Source organism: Spirosoma oryzae (assembly GCF_003002825.1).
Classification (GTDB): Bacteria; Bacteroidota; Bacteroidia; order Cytophagales; family Spirosomataceae; genus Spirosoma; species Spirosoma oryzae.
This window is the reverse complement of record NZ_PVTE01000048.1, coordinates 1-21450: the sequence shown is the minus strand read 5'-3', so window position 1 is coordinate 21450 and position 21450 is coordinate 1. Positions and strand designations below refer to the sequence as shown.

14 protein-coding genes are annotated in these 21450 nt (G+C 56.8%); 6 read left to right on the top strand and 8 right to left on the bottom strand.

Features of this window, described 5'->3' with window-relative positions:
* Window positions 1-687 precede the first annotated feature (687 nt).
* Window positions 688-2226, top strand: coding sequence for a SulP family inorganic anion transporter (locus tag CLV58_RS27060; protein ID WP_106140971.1), 1539 nt, complete (start codon window positions 688-690; stop codon window positions 2224-2226).
* A gap of 133 nt (window positions 2227-2359) precedes the next feature.
* Window positions 2360-5308, top strand: a complete 2949-nt coding sequence (locus CLV58_RS27055; protein WP_106140970.1) for a PAS domain-containing sensor histidine kinase — start codon at window positions 2360-2362, stop codon at window positions 5306-5308.
* 48 nt (window positions 5309-5356) lie between these two features.
* On the opposite strand, the gene CLV58_RS27050 is transcribed toward CLV58_RS27055, so the two are convergent.
* The 8 genes from CLV58_RS27050 to CLV58_RS27015 form a co-directional block, all read right to left on the bottom strand.
* Window positions 5357-5785 (bottom strand): response regulator, encoded by a 429-nt coding sequence (locus tag CLV58_RS27050; protein ID WP_106140969.1) that lies wholly within the window; start codon window positions 5783-5785, stop codon window positions 5357-5359.
* Window positions 5786-6077: 292 nt separating this feature from the next.
* Window positions 6078-6368, bottom strand: a complete 291-nt coding sequence (locus tag CLV58_RS27045) for a hypothetical protein (protein WP_106140968.1) — start codon at window positions 6366-6368, stop codon at window positions 6078-6080.
* 254 nt (window positions 6369-6622) lie between these two features.
* Window positions 6623-9781 carry a TonB-dependent receptor gene (locus CLV58_RS27040; RefSeq protein ID WP_106140967.1) on the bottom strand — a complete coding sequence of 1053 codons (3159 nt, stop codon included), beginning with the start codon at window positions 9779-9781 and terminating at the stop codon, window positions 6623-6625.
* A gap of 236 nt (window positions 9782-10017) precedes the next feature.
* On the bottom strand, window positions 10018-10923 hold the full coding sequence (locus tag CLV58_RS27035) for a glycerophosphodiester phosphodiesterase family protein (RefSeq protein WP_106140966.1): 906 nt from the start codon (window positions 10921-10923) through the stop codon (window positions 10018-10020).
* A gap of 111 nt (window positions 10924-11034) precedes the next feature.
* Complete coding sequence (locus CLV58_RS27030; protein ID WP_106140965.1) at window positions 11035-12441, bottom strand: RagB/SusD family nutrient uptake outer membrane protein; 1407 nt, start codon at window positions 12439-12441, stop codon at window positions 11035-11037.
* A gap of 16 nt (window positions 12442-12457) precedes the next feature.
* Window positions 12458-15655, bottom strand: a complete 3198-nt coding sequence (locus tag CLV58_RS27025) for a SusC/RagA family TonB-linked outer membrane protein (protein ID WP_106140964.1) — start codon at window positions 15653-15655, stop codon at window positions 12458-12460.
* 124 nt (window positions 15656-15779) lie between these two features.
* Entirely contained in the window at window positions 15780-16841 is a 1062-nt protein-coding gene (locus tag CLV58_RS27020) for a FecR family protein (RefSeq protein ID WP_106140963.1), read from the bottom strand.
* Between the two features lie 89 nt (window positions 16842-16930).
* Window positions 16931-17536 (bottom strand): sigma-70 family RNA polymerase sigma factor, encoded by a 606-nt coding sequence (locus CLV58_RS27015; RefSeq protein WP_106140962.1) that lies wholly within the window; start codon window positions 17534-17536, stop codon window positions 16931-16933.
* A 295-nt stretch (window positions 17537-17831) separates the two neighbouring features.
* Between CLV58_RS27015 and CLV58_RS27010 the strand changes: the two genes are divergently transcribed.
* From CLV58_RS27010 to CLV58_RS26995, 4 genes are all read left to right on the top strand, one after another.
* Window positions 17832-18599, top strand: coding sequence for a hypothetical protein (locus tag CLV58_RS27010; RefSeq protein ID WP_146141563.1), 768 nt, complete (start codon window positions 17832-17834; stop codon window positions 18597-18599).
* A gap of 319 nt (window positions 18600-18918) precedes the next feature.
* The gene (locus CLV58_RS27005; RefSeq protein ID WP_245882481.1) at window positions 18919-19926 is read left to right on the top strand and encodes a hypothetical protein; all 1008 of its coding nucleotides are present in this window, start codon (window positions 18919-18921) and stop codon (window positions 19924-19926) included.
* Between the two features lie 80 nt (window positions 19927-20006).
* Entirely contained in the window at window positions 20007-21056 is a 1050-nt protein-coding gene (locus tag CLV58_RS28905) for a hypothetical protein (RefSeq protein WP_106140960.1), read from the top strand.
* Window positions 21057-21205: 149 nt separating this feature from the next.
* Complete coding sequence (locus tag CLV58_RS26995) at window positions 21206-21427, top strand: hypothetical protein (protein ID WP_106140959.1); 222 nt, start codon at window positions 21206-21208, stop codon at window positions 21425-21427.
* The last annotated feature ends 23 nt before the right edge of the window (window positions 21428-21450 follow it).

Here is a 21450-nt window from a genome sequence, read left to right as displayed (position 1 = left end):
GAGGCCGAAAGCGTGTCATCTGACTGAATTCACTCATTTTGTTGGGGGTTGTGTCACCAAATTTACTCGTTTTCAAAACCCCTACAAGATTAGCCTTCAGGGGGCGGGGGGTGGATGGACCAAAGGAAATTTGGCTACCATCAGCGCCAATTTAAGAACTTAACAGCCCAGCCCTTCAGGGGGCTATGAGAAGTAACCATATCAACAGCGACCAACTGTCGGTTAGTGACCAACAAAAGTCACTGGCCGACAGCTGGTCGTTTGCTTACGCGCCGTTCTGACACTACCTTTGTACTATACTGATCGACTAGGTATACTCTGTCTCGATCCGTGTACGGTTTCTCCAGTGCGCCTTACTCCCCCCTGATAGCGCCCCTCTTCGACGCACACGGCGTCACTCCTCAACGGTTTTCGCTGATCGAAACCGCTCGCTTTTTCATTTCATTTTTTTGACGCTACCTGCGGTCGTGCTACGATCGTAGCCGGGACTGTCTGCTATTGCCATAGTGTGCCTGAACTGACGTCAATCGTTGGCTGGGCGTTGTTTGCTGGGTGTCGACAGGGCAATCGGCCCATCTACAACTCGACACGAGTCAACTGGTATTGGCACAAGTAAGGGCGGTTTCCCGGCAGCGTTATTCGTCCCTGGTCCGGGATTGTCGGTTTCTTATCTATCTGTTTATCAATATGCTTTTCAATCTGAATCTGTTCGATTTTAAACAACCCGTCAACTACCGGACCGAGGTATTGTCGGGGCTGACGGTGGCGCTGGCCCTCATTCCTGAAGCGGTAGCCTTTGCCCTGATTGCGGGGCTGTCGCCCCTGACGGGCTTGTATGCCGCCTTCTCGATTGGCCTGATTACGTCCGTACTGGGTGGTCGGCCGGGAATGATCTCCGGCGCAACGGGCGCAGTAGCTGTGGTTATCGTCACGCTGGTGCAAAGTCATGGCGTCGAATACGTATTCGCGACGATCGTGCTGGCCGGCATATTGCAGATACTGGCGGGCCTGCTGCGCCTGGGTAAGTTTATCCGGCTGGTGCCGCACCCGGTCATGTTTGGTTTCGTCAACGGCCTGGCGATCATTATCTTTCTGTCGCAACTGAACCAGTTCAAAACGGTCGATGCGTCGGGTACGCTGCACTGGATGACGGGAACGCCCCTGGCCATCATGCTGGGTCTGGTGCTGCTGACGATGGGTATCATCTGGGGGTTGCCCCGGCTGACCAAAGCCATTCCGGCATCGCTGGTAGCGATTGTCATGGTGTCGCTGCTCGTTATTGGTCTGGGAATCAACACGCGCACCGTCGGCGACATTGCATCCATTAGCGGGGGCTTTCCACCGTTTCACATACCGTCGGTACCCTTCACGCTGGACACCCTGTCCATCATCTTTCCGTACGCCAGTGTCGTTGCCGGCGTCGGGCTGATCGAGAGCTTGCTGACGCTGAACCTGGTCGATGAACTAACCAACACACGGGGGCGGGGTAACAAGGAATGTGTCGCGCAGGGACTGGCCAACGTTACTACGGGGCTGTTCTCCGGCATGGGAGGCTGCGCCATGATCGGGCAAAGCCTGATCAACGTGTCGTCGGGGGCGCGGGCGCGCTTGTCGGGTATCGTGGCGTCGGTGATGCTGCTGGTATTTATCATGTTCGGAGCGCCCGTTGTCGAGAAGCTGCCCATGGCCGCGCTGACGGGGGTAATGGTTATGGTGTCGATCGGTACCTTCGAGTGGGCGAGCCTGAAAACGATCGGAAAAATGCCCTGGCCGGATGTACTGGTGATGGTGCTGGTGGCGGGCATTACCGTGCTGGTGCACAACCTGGCCCTGGCCGTACTGGTGGGCGTTATTGTCTCGGCGCTGGTCTATGCGTGGGAAAATGCCAAACGGATTCGTGCCCGGAAATACACCGATGAGACAGGCGTGAAGCATTACGAATTATACGGCCCCTTGTTCTTCGGGTCGGTGATGGCATTCCGCGAAAAATTTGACGTAGCGGGCGATCCGGCGGAGGTAGTGCTCGATTTTCAGCAGAGTCGCGTGGCCGATATGTCGGGTATCGAAGCGCTGAATAAGCTGACTGCCAGCTACGAACAGGCCGGTAAAACGGTTCGGCTGAAACACCTGAGCCCCGATTGCCGGCGGCTGCTGACCAGGGCATCGGGAATCATCGACGTCAACGTGCTCGACGATCCGGCGTATACCGTGCTGGCCGACGACTAGCGCACCGGCGGTAGCCCTACTTGTAGTCATTCTATTTTGGACTAATCGGAGTCCGTTTCCTCGGTAATGGGCCGCGCAAGCGCCCTCGTGCAGTATCTTCGGGGTACAAAATAGTAGACACCTGTACGTAATTATGCCGGCTCTCAGCTCTTCTGTATCCAACGCCACCGATTTTGAGCAACTTACGTTTGCCCTGGAAGCTGCGGGTATTGGAAGCTGGAATCTGGACGTTGTCAATCAGCAGGTTTGGCTGGATGAACGCTGCCGGGCGCTGTATGGCTTCGGGCGCGATGAGGTCGTGGCCTGGGGGCAACTGCTGACCTGCGTGCATCCGGACGACCGCGCCGGGGTGACGCTGATCCGGCAGCGGGCGCTGAACCCGCAGTCCGACGGCCGCTACGACGTCCGGTTTCGGGTTATTGGTGAGAAAGATGGTCAGCTGCGCTGGCTACGGTGCCGGGGGCAGGCTTACTTCACACCAGAGGGGGCGGCTTGTCGGCTGGCTGGCGTGGTCCAGGACGTATCCGGCCGGGTCGATCTGCTGGCAACGGAAGTGAATCAGCGCCAGTTGCTGAATTCGCTCAACGAATCGCACGTGGGTCTGGCCATTGTTGATGGGCCCGAACTGACTTACCGAACCGCCAACGCCTTCTACTGTCAGCTGGTCGATCGGACACCTGAGCAACTGTTGGGTCGGCCGATGATGACCGTTTTTCCGGAACTGGTCGGGCAGGGGTTCGATGAGCGTATTCGTAGTGTGCTAGACACGGGAGTGCCCCATCTGGCGCAGGCCCTACCCGCCCGGCTGCTTCGGCAGGGACAGCTTCAAACAATCTATGTCGACGTAGCGTACCATCCCTGCTACGAAGCGGGGTGCATTACGGGCGTGCTCATCATCGCTAACGACGTTACCCATCAGGTCAATGCCCGGCAGGTGATGGCCCAGAACGAAGCCTGGCTACGCACCGTCGTGGAGAATGCGCCTTTTCCGTTCGGCGTATTCGTGGGCGAAGAGCTGGAGGTCAAGCTGGCCAATCAGGCGCTGATAGACGTCTGGAACAAAGGTGCCGACGTCGTCGGACGGCAGTACGGCCAGATCGTTCCGGAACTGAATCAAACCGTCGGTGCCCGACTACGGCAGGTATTCCAGACAGGTAAGCCGTACAATGCATCGAGTCAGGAGGTCAATGTACTGACCGACGAACAAATGCATACGTATTACTTCGACGTTAGTTTCAACCCGCTCCTGGACATCGACGGGCGGGTGTACGGGGTGACGAGCGCCAGCATCAACGTGACCGAAGCCGTCAACAACCGGCGGGCGCTGGAGCAGCGGGAAGCGCAGTTGCGTTCGGTGATTGAAAGTGCGCCGGCCGGTATCGGGTTGTTCGTCGGCAGGGAGTTGATTGTCGAGATGCCTAACCAGACGTTTATCGATATTGTGGGCAAAGGCCCTGACATCGTGGGTAAGCCACTCCGGGAGGTAATGCCCGAACTGGTTACGGAAAATCAGCCGTTTCTACGCATTCTGGACGATGTGTACACCTCGGGGCAGATGTTTCAAAGCTATGGTGCGCCCGTGTCGATCGTGCAGAACGGGGTGATGGCTCATAACTATTACAACATCACGTACACACCCCTGCGTAACGAGCAGGGGGAGGTGTACGCTATCCTGGATATTGCCTTCGACGTCACCGGCGAAGTCAACGCGCGGCAGCAGGCCGAAGAAGCCCGGCAGAAACTGCTACAGAGTGAATCCCAGCAACGGTTCCTGCTGACATTGACTGACCAGTTGCGGCCACTGAGCGATGCATCGGCCATGCAATACCAGGCGGCCAAACTGCTGGGCGACTACCTGGGAGCCAGTCGGGTGGGATTCGCCGAAGATCTGAAAGACAGCGAGCACGTTCGGGTTACTCAGGACTATTGCAACGATGTGCCGAGCCTGGCGGGCGACTATACCTACCATGATTACGGGCTCGACCTACTAAACGCTTTCAGGCAAGGGCGCACGACGGTGTTGGCGGATAGTGCCAACGATGCCGGTTTGAACGAACAGGAGAAGCAGGCATACGCGCAGCTATCACTGGGGGCGGCTGTCAACATACCGCTTCTGAGCGATGGACAACTGATTATGGTCCTGTTCGTACACTACAGGCAGGCGCATTGCTGGAGTGACGATGAACTCAGGTTACTGGAGCAGGTCGCCGACCGAACCTGGCTGGCCATCGAGCGGGTACAGGCCGAAGCCGCCCTGCGCCAGTCGGAGGAGCGCTACCGGCAGCTATCGGCTGATCTGGATACGCAGGTCAACCGCCGGACGCGGGAACTGGCCATTTCCGTAGATAAGCTACGCCGGTCCAACGATAACCTGCAGCAGTTTGCCTATGTCGCCAGCCACGATTTGCAGGAGCCCCTGCGCAAGATTCAGCAGTTTGGCAATCTGCTTCAAGTGCGGCAGCAGGATAAAGGCGTCGATACAGAGTCGGCCATGTACATCGAGCGCATGCAATCGGCAGCCAGCCGCATGTCGACGCTGATCAAAGACCTGCTGACCTACGCCCGCATCGATACGCACCGGGAACCCAATCAGCCCGTCCCGCTCAACGAGGTAATCGACGACGTACAGTCTACCCTGGAACTGGCGCTGGCGGAAACGGAGGCCACCATCGACATATCCGCCTTACCGACGGTGCCGGGCGACTTTTCGCAGCTGAGCCAACTGTTTCAGAATCTGCTGGGTAATGCGCTGAAGTTTCGCCGACCCGACGTGATTCCCCACATTCAGATCCGGGCGGAGCGGGTCGATGCCAGGCAGTTGCCGACATCGGTGCGTCCGACCCATCCAGCCGATCATTATTGCCGAATCGACGTGATCGACAACGGTATCGGGTTCGATGCCAAATACGCCGACCGGATTTTTCAGGTGTTTCAGCGGCTGCACAACAAGAGTCAATATGCGGGTACAGGCATCGGGCTGGCTGTCTGCCAGAAGGTAGCGGCTAACCACGGTGGCGGTATTGTCGCACGCAGCCAGCCCAACGAGGGAACCACGTTCAGCGTGTATCTCCCCGCCGACTGACGACTATACCAGTCGGGGCTGTATTTTGCTTACCTGACTGCGGCAGGTTTACTTGGTCGGGGGGAGAATCGCCATGGAAAACCAGTAGTCCCGCAGTAATTGTACGTAGTTGACCCAGCCCGTGAGCGAATCCGGCTTCTGGGTATACGCCACAGCGCCTACTTCATAGGCCCGGCTAATGTCTGGTTCGGCCGCCGAAACGGTAAACATAACAACGGGAATGCCTTTCGCCCGGGGATGCTGCTGAATCTGGGCCAGCAAATCCAGGCCGTTGGTCGGCGCGTGCAGGTCGATGTCGAGCAGAATCAGTTGTGGTCGGGCGTTGGCCGCTTCGTCGAGGTAATCGAGTGTTTCCTGGGGACTGTTACAACTGGCAAACGTAGCCTGGGGGAAGTGTTGACGGCCCACTCGTTGCAGCATGTCGATGACGGGTGGCTCATCATCGACCAACAAAATCAAAATAGAATTGGCATTCATAATCAAGTACTAAGTAGCCGGTGCGCGCAAGTTGCGGCTTGGAAAAGCCGGGTGTTACCACCAATTGGCGGGCCAATTTACGACTGAGTCTGCAATTGTCTGTCACATACTATAGCGAACAGGTACACTTGTGAGCCAGATACCGGCTAATTTGCCCGAGTAAACAGCCGTCCCGATCGTGCAGAACGGATGGCTATAAACGAACAAACCGTCTGTCGACCGGGGCAGACAGACGGATCGCTGAAGTTGTAAGTCAACCCGAAACCGTACTGGCAACGAGTCGCGCACCGGGTTAGTTGCCACTGATCGGTGAGCCGAAAATGCCGACGGCCAGTTCCAGCCAGAGTAGGCAAAGTAGTAGCAGCAACCCACCGCAAATGGCCAGCCGGTACGTGGTTTTTTGGATGTTTTGCAGGCTAAATTCACAGGCAAGCCCCGTACCGAACAGTAGAAAGCCGGCTATGACAAAATCCGATAGACTCCAGTTTACGTCATTGGTGAACTCCATTGCTACCAATGGTATCGACAGCAAACCAGTTACGACGAGTAAGATGATAGTAAAGCGTTTGGTCGGGAAATGCATGGCGGACAATTGATTATTATAAAGTACTTTGTATTTCAAAGTAAAAGATTCTTTTGCCAATAGTCAATGCATCTGACCGAATAAATACGAACGTCGAAATAATCTAGCGTTTCTATCCTGCTGATGCAGGACAGAGTAACCCAACGGATCGTCGATAACCGGCCTAGCTTCCTATAGAACGGTGTAAAAACAAACGAGGCCACCCAGGTTAGGTAGCCTCGTTCAGCAATCAGGTAATCGAACGGGCGTTAGGCTTAGAAGCCGTACCGCACACCCAGTTGAAACTGGTAGGGGTTGCCGCTCAGATTCGATACGCCCGCGTTGGTGTTCACGCTGTATTTGTAGTTGTTCGTCGTTGGATCGAAGCCCGACCGGACCAGCAGTGACGTGGCTCCCAGCGCGTGGTTGATGCCCCACGCTTTGTTGAGCAGGTTAGCCGTGTTGAACAGATCGCCCGATAGTTCGAGGTACTGGTTGCGGAACGTTTTGACTTTGTAAGTCAGACGCAGGTCGAGGGTTCCGTAGAATGGGTTCACCCCGCCGTTGCGTTCGGCAATCTTCCCGAAGCTGTTCCGGATGTAATCCTTGGCGCTGCTTTCTACGTTGGGGTTATTCAGAATCGTGTTGATGCCCTCGCGCAGATACTGTGGTGTTTCGCCATTGTTGGGGTCATAAACGAACGCCAGATCGTTGGTCTCCACAAAGTCACCGTTGATGTTGCCGTTCACGACCATCGAGTAGCGCGTACCACTCAGCCCCGAGAAACGGAAGCCCATGTTGAAACCGTGGAAGGTAGGCGTGTTACCGTAGACGACGATCTTGGTCCGGAACTGATTGTCGGAGTAGTTCATCTGATTCAGCACGCGCGGATCGCCGGCCGTGTATTGCACCAGCGTAGCCGTGTTCGCTACGTTCCCGTTGTACGAGGTGTTGTCTTTCGTGTCGTTCCAGGTGTACGAGAACGCAATCTCGCCATCCTTGAAGTACCGGTAGTTTCCGTCGACGACGACTGCCATCTGATTCACTTTACCTAAGCTACCCAGTTCCAGCACCCGGCCTACTTCCGTCGTTTTCCGACCCAGGGTCCAGTTCTGCGATCCGTTGGACGTCAGGATCGACGCGGCCGGTACGTATACCGGGCGGTTGGCTTCCTGCGACAGGGTGAAGAACGGCTGGTCCACCATGTTTTTGTCCGTGTACGTGTAGTTGTTCCGGGCGAACGACATGTACCCCGCAATGCTCATCCGGAAGTTGGGGCTGAAGAAGTGGCTGTACGATCCGTTGACTTTATACACGGTCGGGACTTTCGCGTCTTTGCCGTTCATGTTGATCGTGTACAGCTTAGGCACGTTGGGGTTGTTAATCAGGTCGAGGCCCGGTGCCGAAGCCGGATTAGCCCGATACGCCGGGAAGTTAGGCGTAGGTACCAGGTTACCGGTTACGTCGATGCTGGCGATGCGGCTACCGTCGAAGACCATGTTGTTGATCATGGAATACGGGTTAAGAGCCGAGCCCAGAATACCACCACCGATGCGAATGATGTCCCGGCCATCCTGACGAATATCCCAGGTTGCCTGAATACGCGGCTGTACCTGCAACGTCGCCAGTTTATTATCTGTCCGCAGGCCCAATGTGTTAAACACGGTCTGGTTGAAGGTTGGCTTGGTCAGGTAGTCGGTATAATCGACCCGGATACCCGCCGTAACGTTCAGGCCGGGAGCCACCGTCGTCTGCGCCTGCGCGTAGATATTCGGTACCAGCACGTTGAATTTGACATTGGGTGTACTGGTCAGGTACACGTCGCGCGTAAACCGGAAAGGAGCCAGGTTGTCGAAAGCGGTCAGGCCCGTATACCAGAACCGGCCGTTCGTTTCGCTACCATAAATCGAGTTCTGATTGCTGAACGTCAGACCGCCACCGAACGTGAAGTTGAATCGATTGGTGTTTACATACACGTTGTCGACCAGTTGAACGAGGTGGTTGTTGAAGTAGTCGCCACCGTAGCGCTGACCACCCAGCTGAATATTCGTGTACAAAAACTTGGTTGAATCCGTCGGGTTGACAGACGCCACGTTCGCGACGGTTGCCCGGGGAATGTTGGCTGCGGGCAGTTGTGGGTTGGCGTACATCTGGTTGTATTCCCAGAAGTGCTGTAGCTTCAGTTCGTTCGTCACTTTCGGGCTGATCGTGGTCCGGAGCGAAGCCAGTAAGCTGTTGTTGGCACTTTTCCGGGTGCTGTACACCTCGTATAGGTTGATCGTCGTGTTGTCGTTGTCCGACTGATTATCGAGATCGTAGATGTAGTTGTCACGGATCGTCAGCAGGTTTTTGGCGTTGATCTGCCAGTCGATCCGACCGAAGAGCGCGTGCGTATTTTTAAAGCGGGTAAACTGACCGAACTGGGGTTCATTCCCGACCCCGTACTTGCTGCGGGCAATGCTCAGAAACTTATCTTCCGTAGCTTGGGTAAGGTTGTAGCGCAGGGCGTCGGCGGTCGCTTGAATCGGCGCGATCAGCAGCGGTTGCGTACTGGCCTGCCGGTCCCAGGCCACGAAGAAGTGAAGCTTGTCTTTGATGATCGGGCCACCCAGCGAGAAGCCATACTGCGCCGTGTTGAACGGCAGATTTCGGGGCTGCTGATTGAGTCCGTACGGGCTCGACAGGCCGCTGGTGCGCAGGAAGTTAAAGGCACTCCCGCTAAACTTGTTCGTGCCCGACTTCGTAACCGTACTGATGGTACCACCACCGGCGTTTCCGTACGTAACGTCGTACTGATTGGTGACGACCTGAAATTCCCGAACGGCTTCCATCGTGATCGAATAAGCCCCCGACGGTTGCCCACCGGCAATCGTGCTTCGTGCGGCCATACCGTCAATGGTGAAGTTGGTCGCCGAGCCCAGCTGCCCACCCAGGCTGTTGCCGGTGCTCAGGGGCGACAGGTCTGACAGCGTCGAGAAGTTTCGGCCGTTGACCGGTAGTCGATTGATGTCTTTGGCCGTGATGGCCGTCGACGTACCGATGTTTTCAATCTTATTCGTTAGCGAATTACCTGAAACGTCGACGGCTGCCAGCTCGTTGGCGTTGTCGAGCAGTTTGAAGCTAACGCGCAGCAGGTCGCCCTGGTTGAGCGAAAACCCGGTCTGCGTCTGCGTCGCCATGCCGATAAACTGGACGGTGATGGAATAGGGCGAACCCAGCGGTAGTTCTTTCAGGCGGAATTCGCCCTTCTCGTTGGTGACCGTACCGGCCTTGAAACCGGTCGATTCATTCTTGACCTGAACCGTCGCCATTTCCAGCGGTTGTCCAGCCTGATCGATCACTTTTCCGTAGATGCCCGCGAGATTCGTCTGGGCCTCTGCGACGTAACCGGCAAAGAGGAGAAGTACAATAATAAGCTTTGTAAAATTGCGCATTACCTGGGTATTTAAATACCCACAAAGGTGCCTAGCCAAGATTGCCCAGGTATGACCTATACATTACCATAGTTTGAATTAAATGCGCTTTGGGGCAGCGAGATGTGACAGGGTTATGAATTTATAGTACTACAGCGAGTAGGGTAGTATGGAAGGTAATAGCAACTGGGAATAATACAAAAATGCCGGTCTGCTTCTGAAAGCAGACCGGCACACGAACGCGCTGGTTAACGTGCCTAGCGATGCAGTTTCCGCTTGCGCAGGTAGGCCAGTAGTTCGGCGGGACGGTCGGTTTGAATCATCGTCGCGTTGTGGTCGATGAGCCAGCCCCAGCCGTCTTCGGGATGATGTTCTTCTACGCTCCGCTCGTCGTCATGACCCGCGTCCAGGCTGGCCCATAAGCTGTTGAACCAGATTTTAGAGCTGGTCTTCGGGATGGTCTGGTAGTTGGAATGGACCAGCGCACTGTCGGTCTGAAAAATCAACTCGTAGGCCAGTGGTTTCAGGTTGGTTTCGTACGACTGAATCACGGCGTTGGCCGCCGGCTTGTTCAGATCCACTACCGGCATAAAGGCCAGTTTGCCACCCAGCAGGTTCCCATTTTCGGCCTTAACAGTTTCGTAGGGCCGGGTCGATTTGATGATCGCGTGATCGACCGTACCGGTTTTGACCAGTATCGCATAAGCGTCCTGGTAGTAGTCGTACCCTTTGTCGATGTTGACCATGATCCGGTTTTTAACCGTGTTCATGCATTCTTCGAAGGTCGTGATTCGCTGGCGGGTGGGGCAACCGTGTGCGTTTTTCAGGGTAAGCTGTTGCAGTTCAGCCCACGTGTAGTCTTCGGGTTTTCCGCTGCCCGACGTAGTCCGGTCGATGGTCCGATCGTGCATCAGAATCAGTACGCCGTCCTTTGTTTTCTTGAGGTCGATTTCGACCACGTCGACGCCCATCTGAATTACGCTCTCGATGGCCCGCACCGAGTTTTCGGGGTTACCCCGCCAGTCGCCCCGGTGGGCCACCACGAGCACCTGTTTGCTGGCCGGATCGTGCAACTCCCGGATGATGGCATCGACCGGCCGCGATTGGGCGACTGTTAGCTGGCTAATGGCCAGGGTGACAAAAAGGAGGACTAGCTGACGCATGTCGATTTAGGTAATTAATAGTCTGATTTTTAACAAGCTATTTTCTGTCAACCCGACGAAGGACCAAGCCGCCGGGGCGGTGATCTTCGCCGGGATGACAGAAAGAAGAGATCAGTATCCCGGATTCTGTTTGATGCTGGGGTCGGTGTTGACCTGGCTTTGTGGAATCGGCAGGAGCAGGCTGTTGGTCGTGATCGTGATCTGGCTGTTGTTGGCAGCAAACCAGTTGTTCATCACCGATACGGCGTTGCCTGACCGAAGCAGATCGAACCAGCGGTGGCCTTCGCCGACCAGTTCAAACCGGCGTTCGAGGTCGATGGCAGTTCGCAGGTCGGCCTGCGTCGTGGCCGTCGTGTTGTCGAGACCGGCGCGGGTGCGGATCAGATTGAGGTTCGTCGCGGCTCCGCTGGTGTTGCCCAGTTCGTTCTGTACCTCGGCCAGCATCAGCAGCACGTCGGCATACCGGAGCACGACCACGTCGCTGCCACCATCGGTAATCACCGTGGTCGGCTGGGTGAATTTCTTGCTCCAGGGCGTACCGGACGAGGTAGCCGTCAGGTACGCACTTTTCCGTTTGTCGGCGCTGGTGTACAGAGCGTACAGGCTCTTGGTCGGCAGGTTGTGGCCTTTGGCTCCCGACACCGTACCCGACGGACTGAACTGCTGAAACAAGGTACTGCCCTCTGTGTTGCCGTTGACGCCCGACGCAAACTGGACGGCGAAGATGATCTCCTTGTTGTTCTCATTGCTGATGCTGAACACGTCGGACGGACTGCTCAGCAGCGTATGTTGCCCCGAACTCACGACGGCTTGCAACAGGGTCTGCGCATCCGCGTAGTTTTTCTGCGTCAGATAGACTTTGGCGAGCAACGTCTGGGCCGCCGTTTTTACCACCCGACCCGGTTGTGAGGTCGTCGCGGGTAACACGCTGATGGCTTCGGTCAGGTCTTTTTTGATCTGGTCGTACACCTGCGACGAGGCCGCGCGACCCTGCCCGAAATACGCGTTCGGATCGGTCGTTTCCTGCGTTACCAGCGGGACATCACCATACAACCGGACCAGGTTGAAATACAGCAAGGCCCGGATGAATTTCATCTCGCCAATGCGGGACTGCCGGGTGGCGTCGGTCGCGTAGGTGATGCTGCCGATTCGGTTCAGTACGACGTTGGCTTTCTGAATGGCGCGGTACGACTGGGTCCAGACTGCCGTGACGATGCCGTTCGACGGGATAACGGTAAACTGATCGAGCTGGCCGTAAATGCCGTCGTCGTTGGCCGGTACTTCATCGAACGTATTGTCGGACTGGATTTCGCCGGCAGCAGGCAGGTACAGCCCGTACAGCCCGCTGGCCTGCAAATTGGCGTATACCGCGTTGACGTACTCTTCCGATTCGGTTTCGTTGCGCAGGAAGTTACTCAACACTTTGGACGCCTGTGGTTCCTGAAATAAGTTGTCTTCGCAGGCGCTGAGCAGCAGCATACTACTCAACAGCGGAAGAATAAGTTGTATCTTTTTCATGATGAATGACGAGTGATTAGAACGTGATGTTGGCACCGATGATGAACGAGCGGGCAACCGGGTAGTTACCGAGCGCGAGCCCGTTGGTCAGTACGTTACCGACCGACGTCGCATCCGGGTTGAAGCCCCGGTAAGGCGTCAGCGTAAACAGGTTATTGGCTGATACGTATACGCGGGCACCCGACAACCGTACCGCCGAGGTGACGCTTTTGGGCAGCGTATAGGCCAGTTGGATGTTCCGCATGCGCAGGTAGTCGGCTTTCTTGAAAAACAGGTTCGAGTCGCGGGTCAGCTTGCGGGCGCTGGAGAAGTTTCCCAGGTTCGGCTGGCCCAGAAAACCGTCCGGGTTGGTGGTGGGGTTGTAGCGATTCTCGAAGTAGTATTTGCTCGGTACCGAGAAGCCTTCACCTGATTCATCGAAGAGCGCAATCTGCCGGTCGTAAATCGTGCGGCCCTGAATCCCCACCAGTGAGAAGCTCAGCTCGAAGTTTTTGTAGGCGAAGTTGCTCGAAAAACCGTAGGTAAACTTGGGATTGTAGGTGCCGTAGCCCTGCCGGTCGTTCAGGTCGATAACGCCGTCGCCGTTCAGATCCTGCACTTTGTAGTCACCCACTAGCGTACCCGTCAGGTGGGGCGTGTTGTTGATGTCTTCCTGCGATTTGTAAACGCCAATCACGTTGAAGCCATAGAGTTCGGCAATCGGACCACCTACCCGCGTGCGGAAGTTGCTTTCCGCCCCTGTAATGATCTGCTCCTGACCGGGTGCCAGCGCCAGTACTTTGTTGTGGTTGGTAGCCAGGTTGGCATTGAAACCCCACTTTACCGGACCGAGGTCGATGTTGGCACCACCCAGTTCGAGTTCGACCCCATTGTTCTGCACGCGGCCAATATTCTGCATCGACGAACTGAAACCCGACTGTTCCGGCACGGGTACGTTCAGCAGCAGGTCTTTCGTGACCGACGTGTAGTAGTCGGCCGAAACCGTGAATTTCGTGCCCAGCCCTAGGTTCAGGCCGATGTTGGTCGCCGTTTTGGTTTCCCACGACAGATTCGGGTTGGCGGTCGTCGTAGCGGCAAAGCCAGCGGCCAGGTTGCTGCCCCATACGTAGTTGTCGCCGTTGACGAGTGCCTTCGAGCTGTACGACCCGATCTGGTTATTCCCCGACTGCCCCCAGCTGGCCCGCAGTTTGGCAAACGTAACGAGCCGGCTCGACGGGAAAAATGCTTCGTTCGACAGAATCCAGCCCCCCGTTATCGACGGGAAGTTACCCCATTTGCGATCGTCCCCGAACCGCGACGAGCCATCGCGCCGAATCGTACCGGTAAACAGGTATTTGTTTTTGAACGAATACTGCGCCCGCGCCAGGTACGAAACCTGAGTCCAGGTGTAGCGGTCGGCCGACGCGGTGAAGGCGCTGGCTCCGGCGATGTTGGTAATGTTATCGTCGGCAATGCTCGATCCTGTTACGCTGGTTGCGTTGTAATCCTCCTGCTGATACGTATAACCGGCCAGCAGGTCGATCTGGTGGTCGGTTATCTGCCTGCTGTAGGTCAGCGTATTTTCGGTCAGGAAGTTGGTCGTAAAATCCCGCGTTTCCTGCGCTACGGCGGGTTTAGGAGCGGCTGTCCGGTACGCACCCACGTCCGACGGGTTGTAGTAATCGAAGAAGCTGCTGCGCAGATCGCCACCCAGTAAGGTCTTGAACGTCAGGCCCTCGATCGGCTGGTAACTCAGGTACGTATTGCCGAACGTGCGGAAGAAATTACGTTTGTTCTTGATCTTGTAGGCCAGCGCCACGGCGTTTTCGCCCAGGGCACCATCTTCGGCCGTATTTGCTTTGATCTGCGTACTGATGGCCAGGCTACCGTCAGCATTGTACGGGCTGAACATCGGGTACATGATGTAGATGCTCGCCACCGGATCGCTCGACCAGTCGTTGACGCCGTTGTTGAAGTAAGTCTGCGACGTGTAGGATGGATTGATCGCTACCCCCAGGTTTACTTTGTTCGACAGTTTCGAATCGACTTTGATGGTCGCGCTGTATCGCTTCAGCCCGCTGTTGACGACAATCCCCTGCTGGTCGAAGAAGTTGGCTCCAACGTAGTAGTTGGTTTTGTCTGATCCGCCCGCAAACGACAGGTTGTAGCTGCTGATCTTCCCTTTGCGGAACACTTCGTTCAGCCAGTTCGTATTGGTGAGATTCGCCTGATTGTTCAGGTACGGATCGAGGTAATTCAGGCGCAGTTCGCGCAGGCTGGCTCCCTTGCTCAGGCGGGTCGCGCGGTCGTCACTGATGCTCCGGTTCGTTGCGTTTTTCGACAGATACCCCCAGTCGCGGGCTTCGGTAAAGAACTGAGCGGCCTGGTAGGCATCGACGTATTCGACCCGGTCGGCCCGCTCCTGAAAACCCGTGTACGCATCGAGCGATACGGTCATCTTCTCCGCTTTCCCTTTTTTGGTCGTAATCAGCACGACGCCATTGGCCGCCCGCGACCCATAGATAGCGGCCGACGCCGGATCTTTCAGGATGTCGATGGTTTCGATGTCCTGTGGATTGATGGAGTTCAGCGACGAGCCTTCCGATAGCGGGAAGCCGTCGACCACGATCAGCGGGTTGCGCCCGGCGGTCAGCGTACCGATGCCCCGAATCACGATCTGCGGATCGGAGCCGGGTTGCGCCGACGCGTCGTTGATGACTACGCCAGCGGCTTTGCCGGCTAGTTGCTGGGCGAAGCTGCTCCCGGCATAGCGGTTCATTTCCTGCCCTTTCACCTGCGAAATGACGCCTGTTACTTTCGCCTTCGACTGAGCCCCGTAGCCGATAACCACGACGTCGTTCAGGGTCCGTTGTTCGGGTTTCATCCGGATCAGCAGGCTGTTGTTGTCGCCGGCGTTGATGAGGAAATTGGGAGTGGTTTGCTTTTCGTAGCCGATGTAGCTGGCCGTGACCGTGTAGCGACCACCCGCCCGCAGATTATCGAAAGCGAAAAGCCCTTTGGCGTCACTGGTGGTACCGCGCGCTGCGGACTGGCCCGCTGCGGTGCCCCGCTCTTCATCGATCAGAACGGTGACGCCAACCAGTGGCTGACCAGTTTCATCGAGTACGGTGCCGCGCATCCGGGCGGTCGACTGGGCCATGGCCGGTGCGGACAGCAGCAGGAGTAGCAGCCAGACCGGTAATCGGTGTAAAGCGGTAGGTAAGTACTGTTTCATTGGGGGTATTGTGTGTTGAAAAAATTGGCAAAAAGAATCGCTGCCACCCCGGTTTTGGGGTGATGCGGGCACCGCCGAAGCGACGTATGAACGAACGAAATGACGGGCTGTTACATGGGGTAGACTAGGGGGCTCGGCTGACGATAATCCGTCCCGATTCCTGCGTAAACGACAAATTGTTGGTGAGACAAACGGCGTTCAGGACAACCGTTACGGAATCGCTGGCTGCGAACGAACCCGAAAACGACAGCCCCTGCACGTCTGCCGGGTCGACATCAATCGGGACGTTGTAGCGCTGACTCACCCGATTCAGCACGGTTTCCAGCGACTCTTTGGTAAAGACCAGCCCCGGCGGGTTTGAGCGAGTTGGTGACACCACACTCGGCACAACCATCGTTGCCGACGGCCGGAAGGCGCTTACCGATAGCGTCGCCGACTGCGTATCGATGTTCAGTTCCTGACCGGGTTTCAGGTAGGTGTCGGTCATGGTCAGCCCACTGGCTGGCGTGGCCCGCACCACGACGCGCCCTTCCAGCAGCCGAATCGATACGCGGTGATTCGTGGTGGTCTGTACCCGGAACTGTGTGCCCAGTGCGGTCGTCGTGATCCCGTTGGCCAGTACGGTAAACGGATGCGCCGGGTCTTTCGCCACGGTGTACAGCACGTCGCCACTCATGCTGATGTCGCGGGCCGATCGCCCAAACGGTTCGTAGTAGCTGACCGAACTACCGGGTTGTAATGTCAATGTCGACCCGTCGGCCAGCGAAAGCCGTTGCGGTGTGGTCGTATTATTAGCCCGATGCGTAAGCTGCCAGCGCGCTGGCGCGGTATGCCCGGCCAGTGTCGACGCAGGCTGTGCCGGTCGATTCAGAAACCACGTTCCCAGTCCCACAAGCAGTACCAGTACAGCGGCCGCTGCCCACCGACCCCACTGCCGCCAGACGGTAAATGACGCCGACGTTTCCTGTGCGCCCAGCAGTTGCCGGTGTATCCGCAGCAGCACCCGCGCCGACTGCGCATCCGTCAGCGGACCCGTCGCTGGGGGCTGCTCGTCGAACGCCCGACGCAACTCCGTTTGCCAGTCGGTACCGGGCGAGTCGAGCACGCGGGCGAGCCGCTGCGTCTCGGCCTCGGTGGCGGTGCCGGCCCAGAATTTGTCGATTAGTTGTTGGGTGGTTTGCTCCATACTCACCCCTAAATACACCGACCCCCACCCCAGGGGGATGCTTTCTGTATTACGGAATTGTTAAGGTTGGAACGACCCAATGGCAGGGGCTAGTCCAGCCAGAAAAGCAGCCCGGCCAGTACCGCCAGCTGGGAAGGCGTCGTCCGGGTGCGGATGTAGTCGCGGATGAAGCGTGTCGACTGTTTGAGATAGTCGTCGACCGATGCCGTCGAAATACCAATCTGATGGGCTACTTCTTCGGATGATTGCCCCTCGAAGCGGCACCGCCGGAACACGTCGCGCTTGCGGGCGGGCAGGTGTTCGACTGCTTCCTCGATCAGCGCCATTTGTAAGCCATACAACTCTTCGTCGGGTCGGTCGTCGGTAGCGGGGGTATCGGGAACGTCCGGTTGCCAGGTAACAACGATCGATTCCCGCACCTGTTTTTTCAGCACCGACAACGCTTTATTGTGACTGACAACGAACAGCCACCCACCCACCGACTTGCCCGTGTCGATCTTGTGCCGGTTTTCCCACAGCGCGACAAACACTTCCTGAAGGATGTCTTCGGCGGTTTCGGTCTGCCTGACCAGCTTGATAATGTTGGCGTAGACGGGCTGACGGTAGCGGTCATAGAGTGCGTCGAAAGCTATCAGGTTCCCCTGCGCCAGATCGCGGAGCAGGTCTGTTTCTTGGGCGCTGATGGGTTTGTGCATGGGTTATGGTCAACTGGCAACCAACTGGTTGACAATTGGTTGAGTAGATGTCGATGAGTAGTCGGTAGATAGCCCAAAATTACGACGGGCTTTAAACGTGTTGATGATGAAATTGTTAAATCCGTGATTGGCTCGTCAACAGGCTGGGCTGTACCGCCGGTCAATGACTGAGCTGGCTGCTGTGTCGAATATGGTGATGTCGCGCTGGAATGACTTAAGAAACATTAATGCCGTCTTCAGACGACCCTAAACTGATGCCGGTAGGTTTGCTGACGTAACGAAAACAACGACACACATGCAAACGAATCGAATCCTGTACACCGCCCTTATGCTAGGCATCCTGGCGGCTCCGCTAACCATCGCACAAGTTCCGTCGGGCGTAGCGGCTCCCCCTATTCAACTGGCTGGGCCAGGGCCAAGAGGGTCAATGGGACCGGGTCCCGGACCGGTAGGTCCCGGACTGGTAGGTCCCGGTGGGCTTCGGGGCCCCGAAGCTCAGGCCATGACGTCGCTGACGACCCTGACCGGTAGCGTCGGCCAACTGACGGCCAACGACGATGGTATCCTGAACGGTTTTACACTGAACAGCAGCGGAACCCCCACGACGGTTCGCTTCGGCGCGCACATGGGCCAGCAGGTGAACGCAGCCGTAAAAGCCGGAAACCGCGTTACGGTGATGGGGTATAACCAAATCAGTCCGCTGGGCGAATCCATTTTCAAACTGGTGAAACTCGACGCCGGCAACACACAGATTGTCGACACGCCCCCAGCGGCCCCTCAGACGCCAGTGACACCGACCCGCCGAACGGTGACCGGTAAAGTAGCCGACTACCAACTGGACCGTGAAGGCCGGGCAAACGGGTTGATACTAAGCGATCAGACGGTCGTGAAGGTGCCGCCCCACGTCGCGTACCAACTGTCAACGCTGGCACCAAAAGGCAGCGCCATCACTGTCGACGGCTATGCACAACCGCTGGGCGACGGGCAGGTTCAGCTTCAGAAACGCGCTATTCTGCGGGCGTCGGTACTGACCCTGAACGGACAGTCGTACCTGGTCCAGTAAATCAATTGACCGGAGTCAGGCAGACAAAATGCCCTGACTCCGGTTAAGGCATTAGTCGCAACGATTGCAGTATGTACTCAGTTTACTCCCCGATTGACAGTCTCACTGGTAAATCAATAAACACCGTCGCCGTTCCCGTCATCCGAAGATGATAGCAACGGCGACGGTGTTTTCATTTTGTTGTCTTCCAGCCAAGTAGAGAGAGCCGGCGCAGGACTGGCCTCATCAGACTAGTGAGTGCCCGTGCATCACTGTCGACAGTACCTGCTGCCAATCGGCCAATGACCAACCAACGCCCATCACGTATTGTCTCAATCCCATGAACACACTCAATTCGATTACACGCCAGCCCATGCTGTTTGGCGTATTGATAACCCTGCTGATCACCAGCTGTATGAGCGGCCGGCGGGCGTCGGAAGCGCTGCAACGCGTAGCGCAGGACCATTGCGAAGTCGACTCAAGTCACACGTCCGGCTATGTGTTCCGACCGGCTGCCCTGATGGCCGGCTCAGCGGAGGAAACCCTGTTGCGCGGCCGGTACGGACCACGGGCGCTGCACATGGCGCAGGCCGTTGGTCTGACTTCGCTGCTGGCGCAGCTAACGACGCTGGAAGCGCAGGAAACGGGTAACGTACCGTCGACGGCGTACCTGGCTGTGCGGCAGCGAATTTCCGACCAGCTTCAACTGGCCAGCGCCGACATTGCCACTGCTTCGGCGCTGCTCGACTGCGAAACCAAACGGGCGACGCTGACCGCTACCCTGCTGACGCGCCGGGAGAATCTGCGGGAGAAACGCATGACAATCAGTGCCATCACTATCGGGTCGGTAGCCATCATCGGTGCCAGTCTACTGAACCTGCACGAGCAGCATATTGCGGCTGACTGGCTGCACATTGCCGGTGGTGTGGGCGAGGGAGGTCTTGGTGTGCTAGCCCTGCGGCAGAAGCCACCCCGCGTCGACTATCCGCACGTCCGTAATCCCCTGCGCGACGTTTGGCAGAAGCCTCGTACTTCTACTCAATTCGCTCCGCTGGTCTGGTATTACCTCAATCAGCCCAGAACCGATACCAGCCGTACGGTCGTTACCGAACTTCATGATCGGTGGGAGGTGCTGACGTCGCTGAACGCGGCTGGGAAACGGGCGCGCAAGCCGCACCACGAGGTCGATTATTTCGGGGAAGGGGGGGCGTATGACGCCGAAGCCCTGACGTTGCGGGCCACCATGCTGGGGCAACTGGAAACGGAAATCAGGCTGATGAACAACGACCTGACGATATTACTCAACGAAATCGTCAGCAATCCGAAAGGGCGCGGCTCCCGGCGGTAAGGCTTTCGGTGAATTAATCTTTTCTTAAGCCTTTCTTCATATCGGCCCGGCATTTTTGACTAGTCAAACACGCAAATCCAATGAAGAAATCGATGATAACTGCGGCCGTGCTGGTCACGATGCTGATCGCCAGCTGCAGTAAAAATGCGACCGTCGGACCCGACCAGCCGTCGCTTGCCAACGCCCGTGCTGGTGCCACGGCCGGTACCGCTACCCTGATTGCGCCACTGCCTGCGTCGACTCTGCCAGCCGGTGTAAAAACCTACCTGGATCAGAAGTACGCCGGTTATTCACTGGTGAAAGTCGATCGCAAACGGGAGCCGGGCACGACGACCTTGGCCGGTACGAAAGTGAAATTCCTGCAAAACGGTACGCTGTACGATCTGGATTTCGACGCCAGCAACGCACTGGTCGACAAACCGGCTGGTCCGCAGGGTGGACCAACGCCACCAGCTCTCACCGGTAGTCATTCGGTGAGCTACGTGTCGCGAAACGAACTGCCATCGGCAGTGGCCAGTGTTGTTAGCGGCAGTGCTTACTCGGCCTATACCTACGGCTGGACGGAATTGCACGTTCACGACGGTGTGACGCAGTACGACGTAAAACTGTTCAGCAACAACCAGCCCACGACGCTGCATCTGGATGCGAACGGAGCAACCGTTACGCCGGCACCACCTGCCGGCCCTGGCGCTCCTGTGTCGGGCACGGCAACGGCACCGGTATCGGGTACGGCTACGCCACCTGTGTCGGGCACAGCGGGACCACCTAAACCCGGAAAACCAACGTCGGGTACCGCCACAGCACCTGGCTCGGGTACGGTAACGCCACCCGCTTCGGGCACGGCTACGCCACCACCACCGCCGGTACCGACTGCACCCGGCTCGTCGACCGCGACGCCACCGGCCCCCGCTAACCGGACGTTTATTCTGGATGGTAGTAAAGTACCGTCGGCGCTTAGCGCGTATCTGCAAACCAACTTCAGCGGATACACCTTCCTGGCGGCTGAGCAAAGCACCCCACCGAACGGCAGCACCAGCGAGTATATGCTCGACGTCGCCGTGGGTAAGCAGTTGTACAAGCTGCGTTTTACAGCGAATGGTGACCTGTTGATGGCTGAAGCCCGCAACTAAGTCCAGTCAATACGCTTTTCCGATTAATTTCAGGGAGACCCGGTCGACGGGTCTCCCTTTTTTTAGACCTAAAAGGTTTTATAAACCTTTTAGGTCTGTCGGTTAACTGATTAACTTGGGCGAACCAATCAATTTAATCAGGTGGTAGCATGACTGATCAGGAAGCAAAGAACTACATAGACAATGCGTTTGAAAAACTCCGCCAGATTACGTCGATTGACGGTATAGCGCAGCTTGCCAAAGAGGAACCTACGCAGAAAAACAGGATGAACGATGCCGTGTATCCAGCCCTGAACTTTAGAGCCTATCCGAAAATGATTGAGCGTTTCCAAACGATGTGGGCACAGGCCAGAAATAGCAAGGCTTTATAATTGGCGACCTTCTTCTCCCAGCG

Excerpts from the sequence above, each read along its gene's own strand:
- CLV58_RS27060 (WP_106140971.1), top strand. The coding sequence starts at position 688 with ATGCTTTTCAATCTGAATCTGTTCGATTTTAAACAACCCGTCAACTAC.
- CLV58_RS27055 (WP_106140970.1), top strand. The coding sequence starts at position 2,360 with ATGCCGGCTCTCAGCTCTTCTGTATCCAACGCCACCGATTTTGAGCAA.
- CLV58_RS27050 (WP_106140969.1), bottom strand. The coding sequence starts at position 5,785 with ATGAATGCCAATTCTATTTTGATTTTGTTGGTCGATGATGAGCCACCC.
- CLV58_RS27045 (WP_106140968.1), bottom strand. The coding sequence starts at position 6,368 with ATGCATTTCCCGACCAAACGCTTTACTATCATCTTACTCGTCGTAACT.
- CLV58_RS27040 (WP_106140967.1), bottom strand. The coding sequence starts at position 9,781 with ATGCGCAATTTTACAAAGCTTATTATTGTACTTCTCCTCTTTGCCGGT.
- CLV58_RS27035 (WP_106140966.1), bottom strand. The coding sequence starts at position 10,923 with ATGCGTCAGCTAGTCCTCCTTTTTGTCACCCTGGCCATTAGCCAGCTA.
- CLV58_RS27030 (WP_106140965.1), bottom strand. The coding sequence starts at position 12,441 with ATGAAAAAGATACAACTTATTCTTCCGCTGTTGAGTAGTATGCTGCTG.
- CLV58_RS27025 (WP_106140964.1), bottom strand. The coding sequence starts at position 15,655 with ATGAAACAGTACTTACCTACCGCTTTACACCGATTACCGGTCTGGCTG.
- CLV58_RS27020 (WP_106140963.1), bottom strand. The coding sequence starts at position 16,841 with ATGGAGCAAACCACCCAACAACTAATCGACAAATTCTGGGCCGGCACC.
- CLV58_RS27015 (WP_106140962.1), bottom strand. The coding sequence starts at position 17,536 with ATGCACAAACCCATCAGCGCCCAAGAAACAGACCTGCTCCGCGATCTG.
- CLV58_RS27010 (WP_146141563.1), top strand. The coding sequence starts at position 17,832 with ATGCAAACGAATCGAATCCTGTACACCGCCCTTATGCTAGGCATCCTG.
- CLV58_RS27005 (WP_245882481.1), top strand. The coding sequence starts at position 18,919 with ATGAACACACTCAATTCGATTACACGCCAGCCCATGCTGTTTGGCGTA.
- CLV58_RS28905 (WP_106140960.1), top strand. The coding sequence starts at position 20,007 with ATGAAGAAATCGATGATAACTGCGGCCGTGCTGGTCACGATGCTGATC.
- CLV58_RS26995 (WP_106140959.1), top strand. The coding sequence starts at position 21,206 with ATGACTGATCAGGAAGCAAAGAACTACATAGACAATGCGTTTGAAAAA.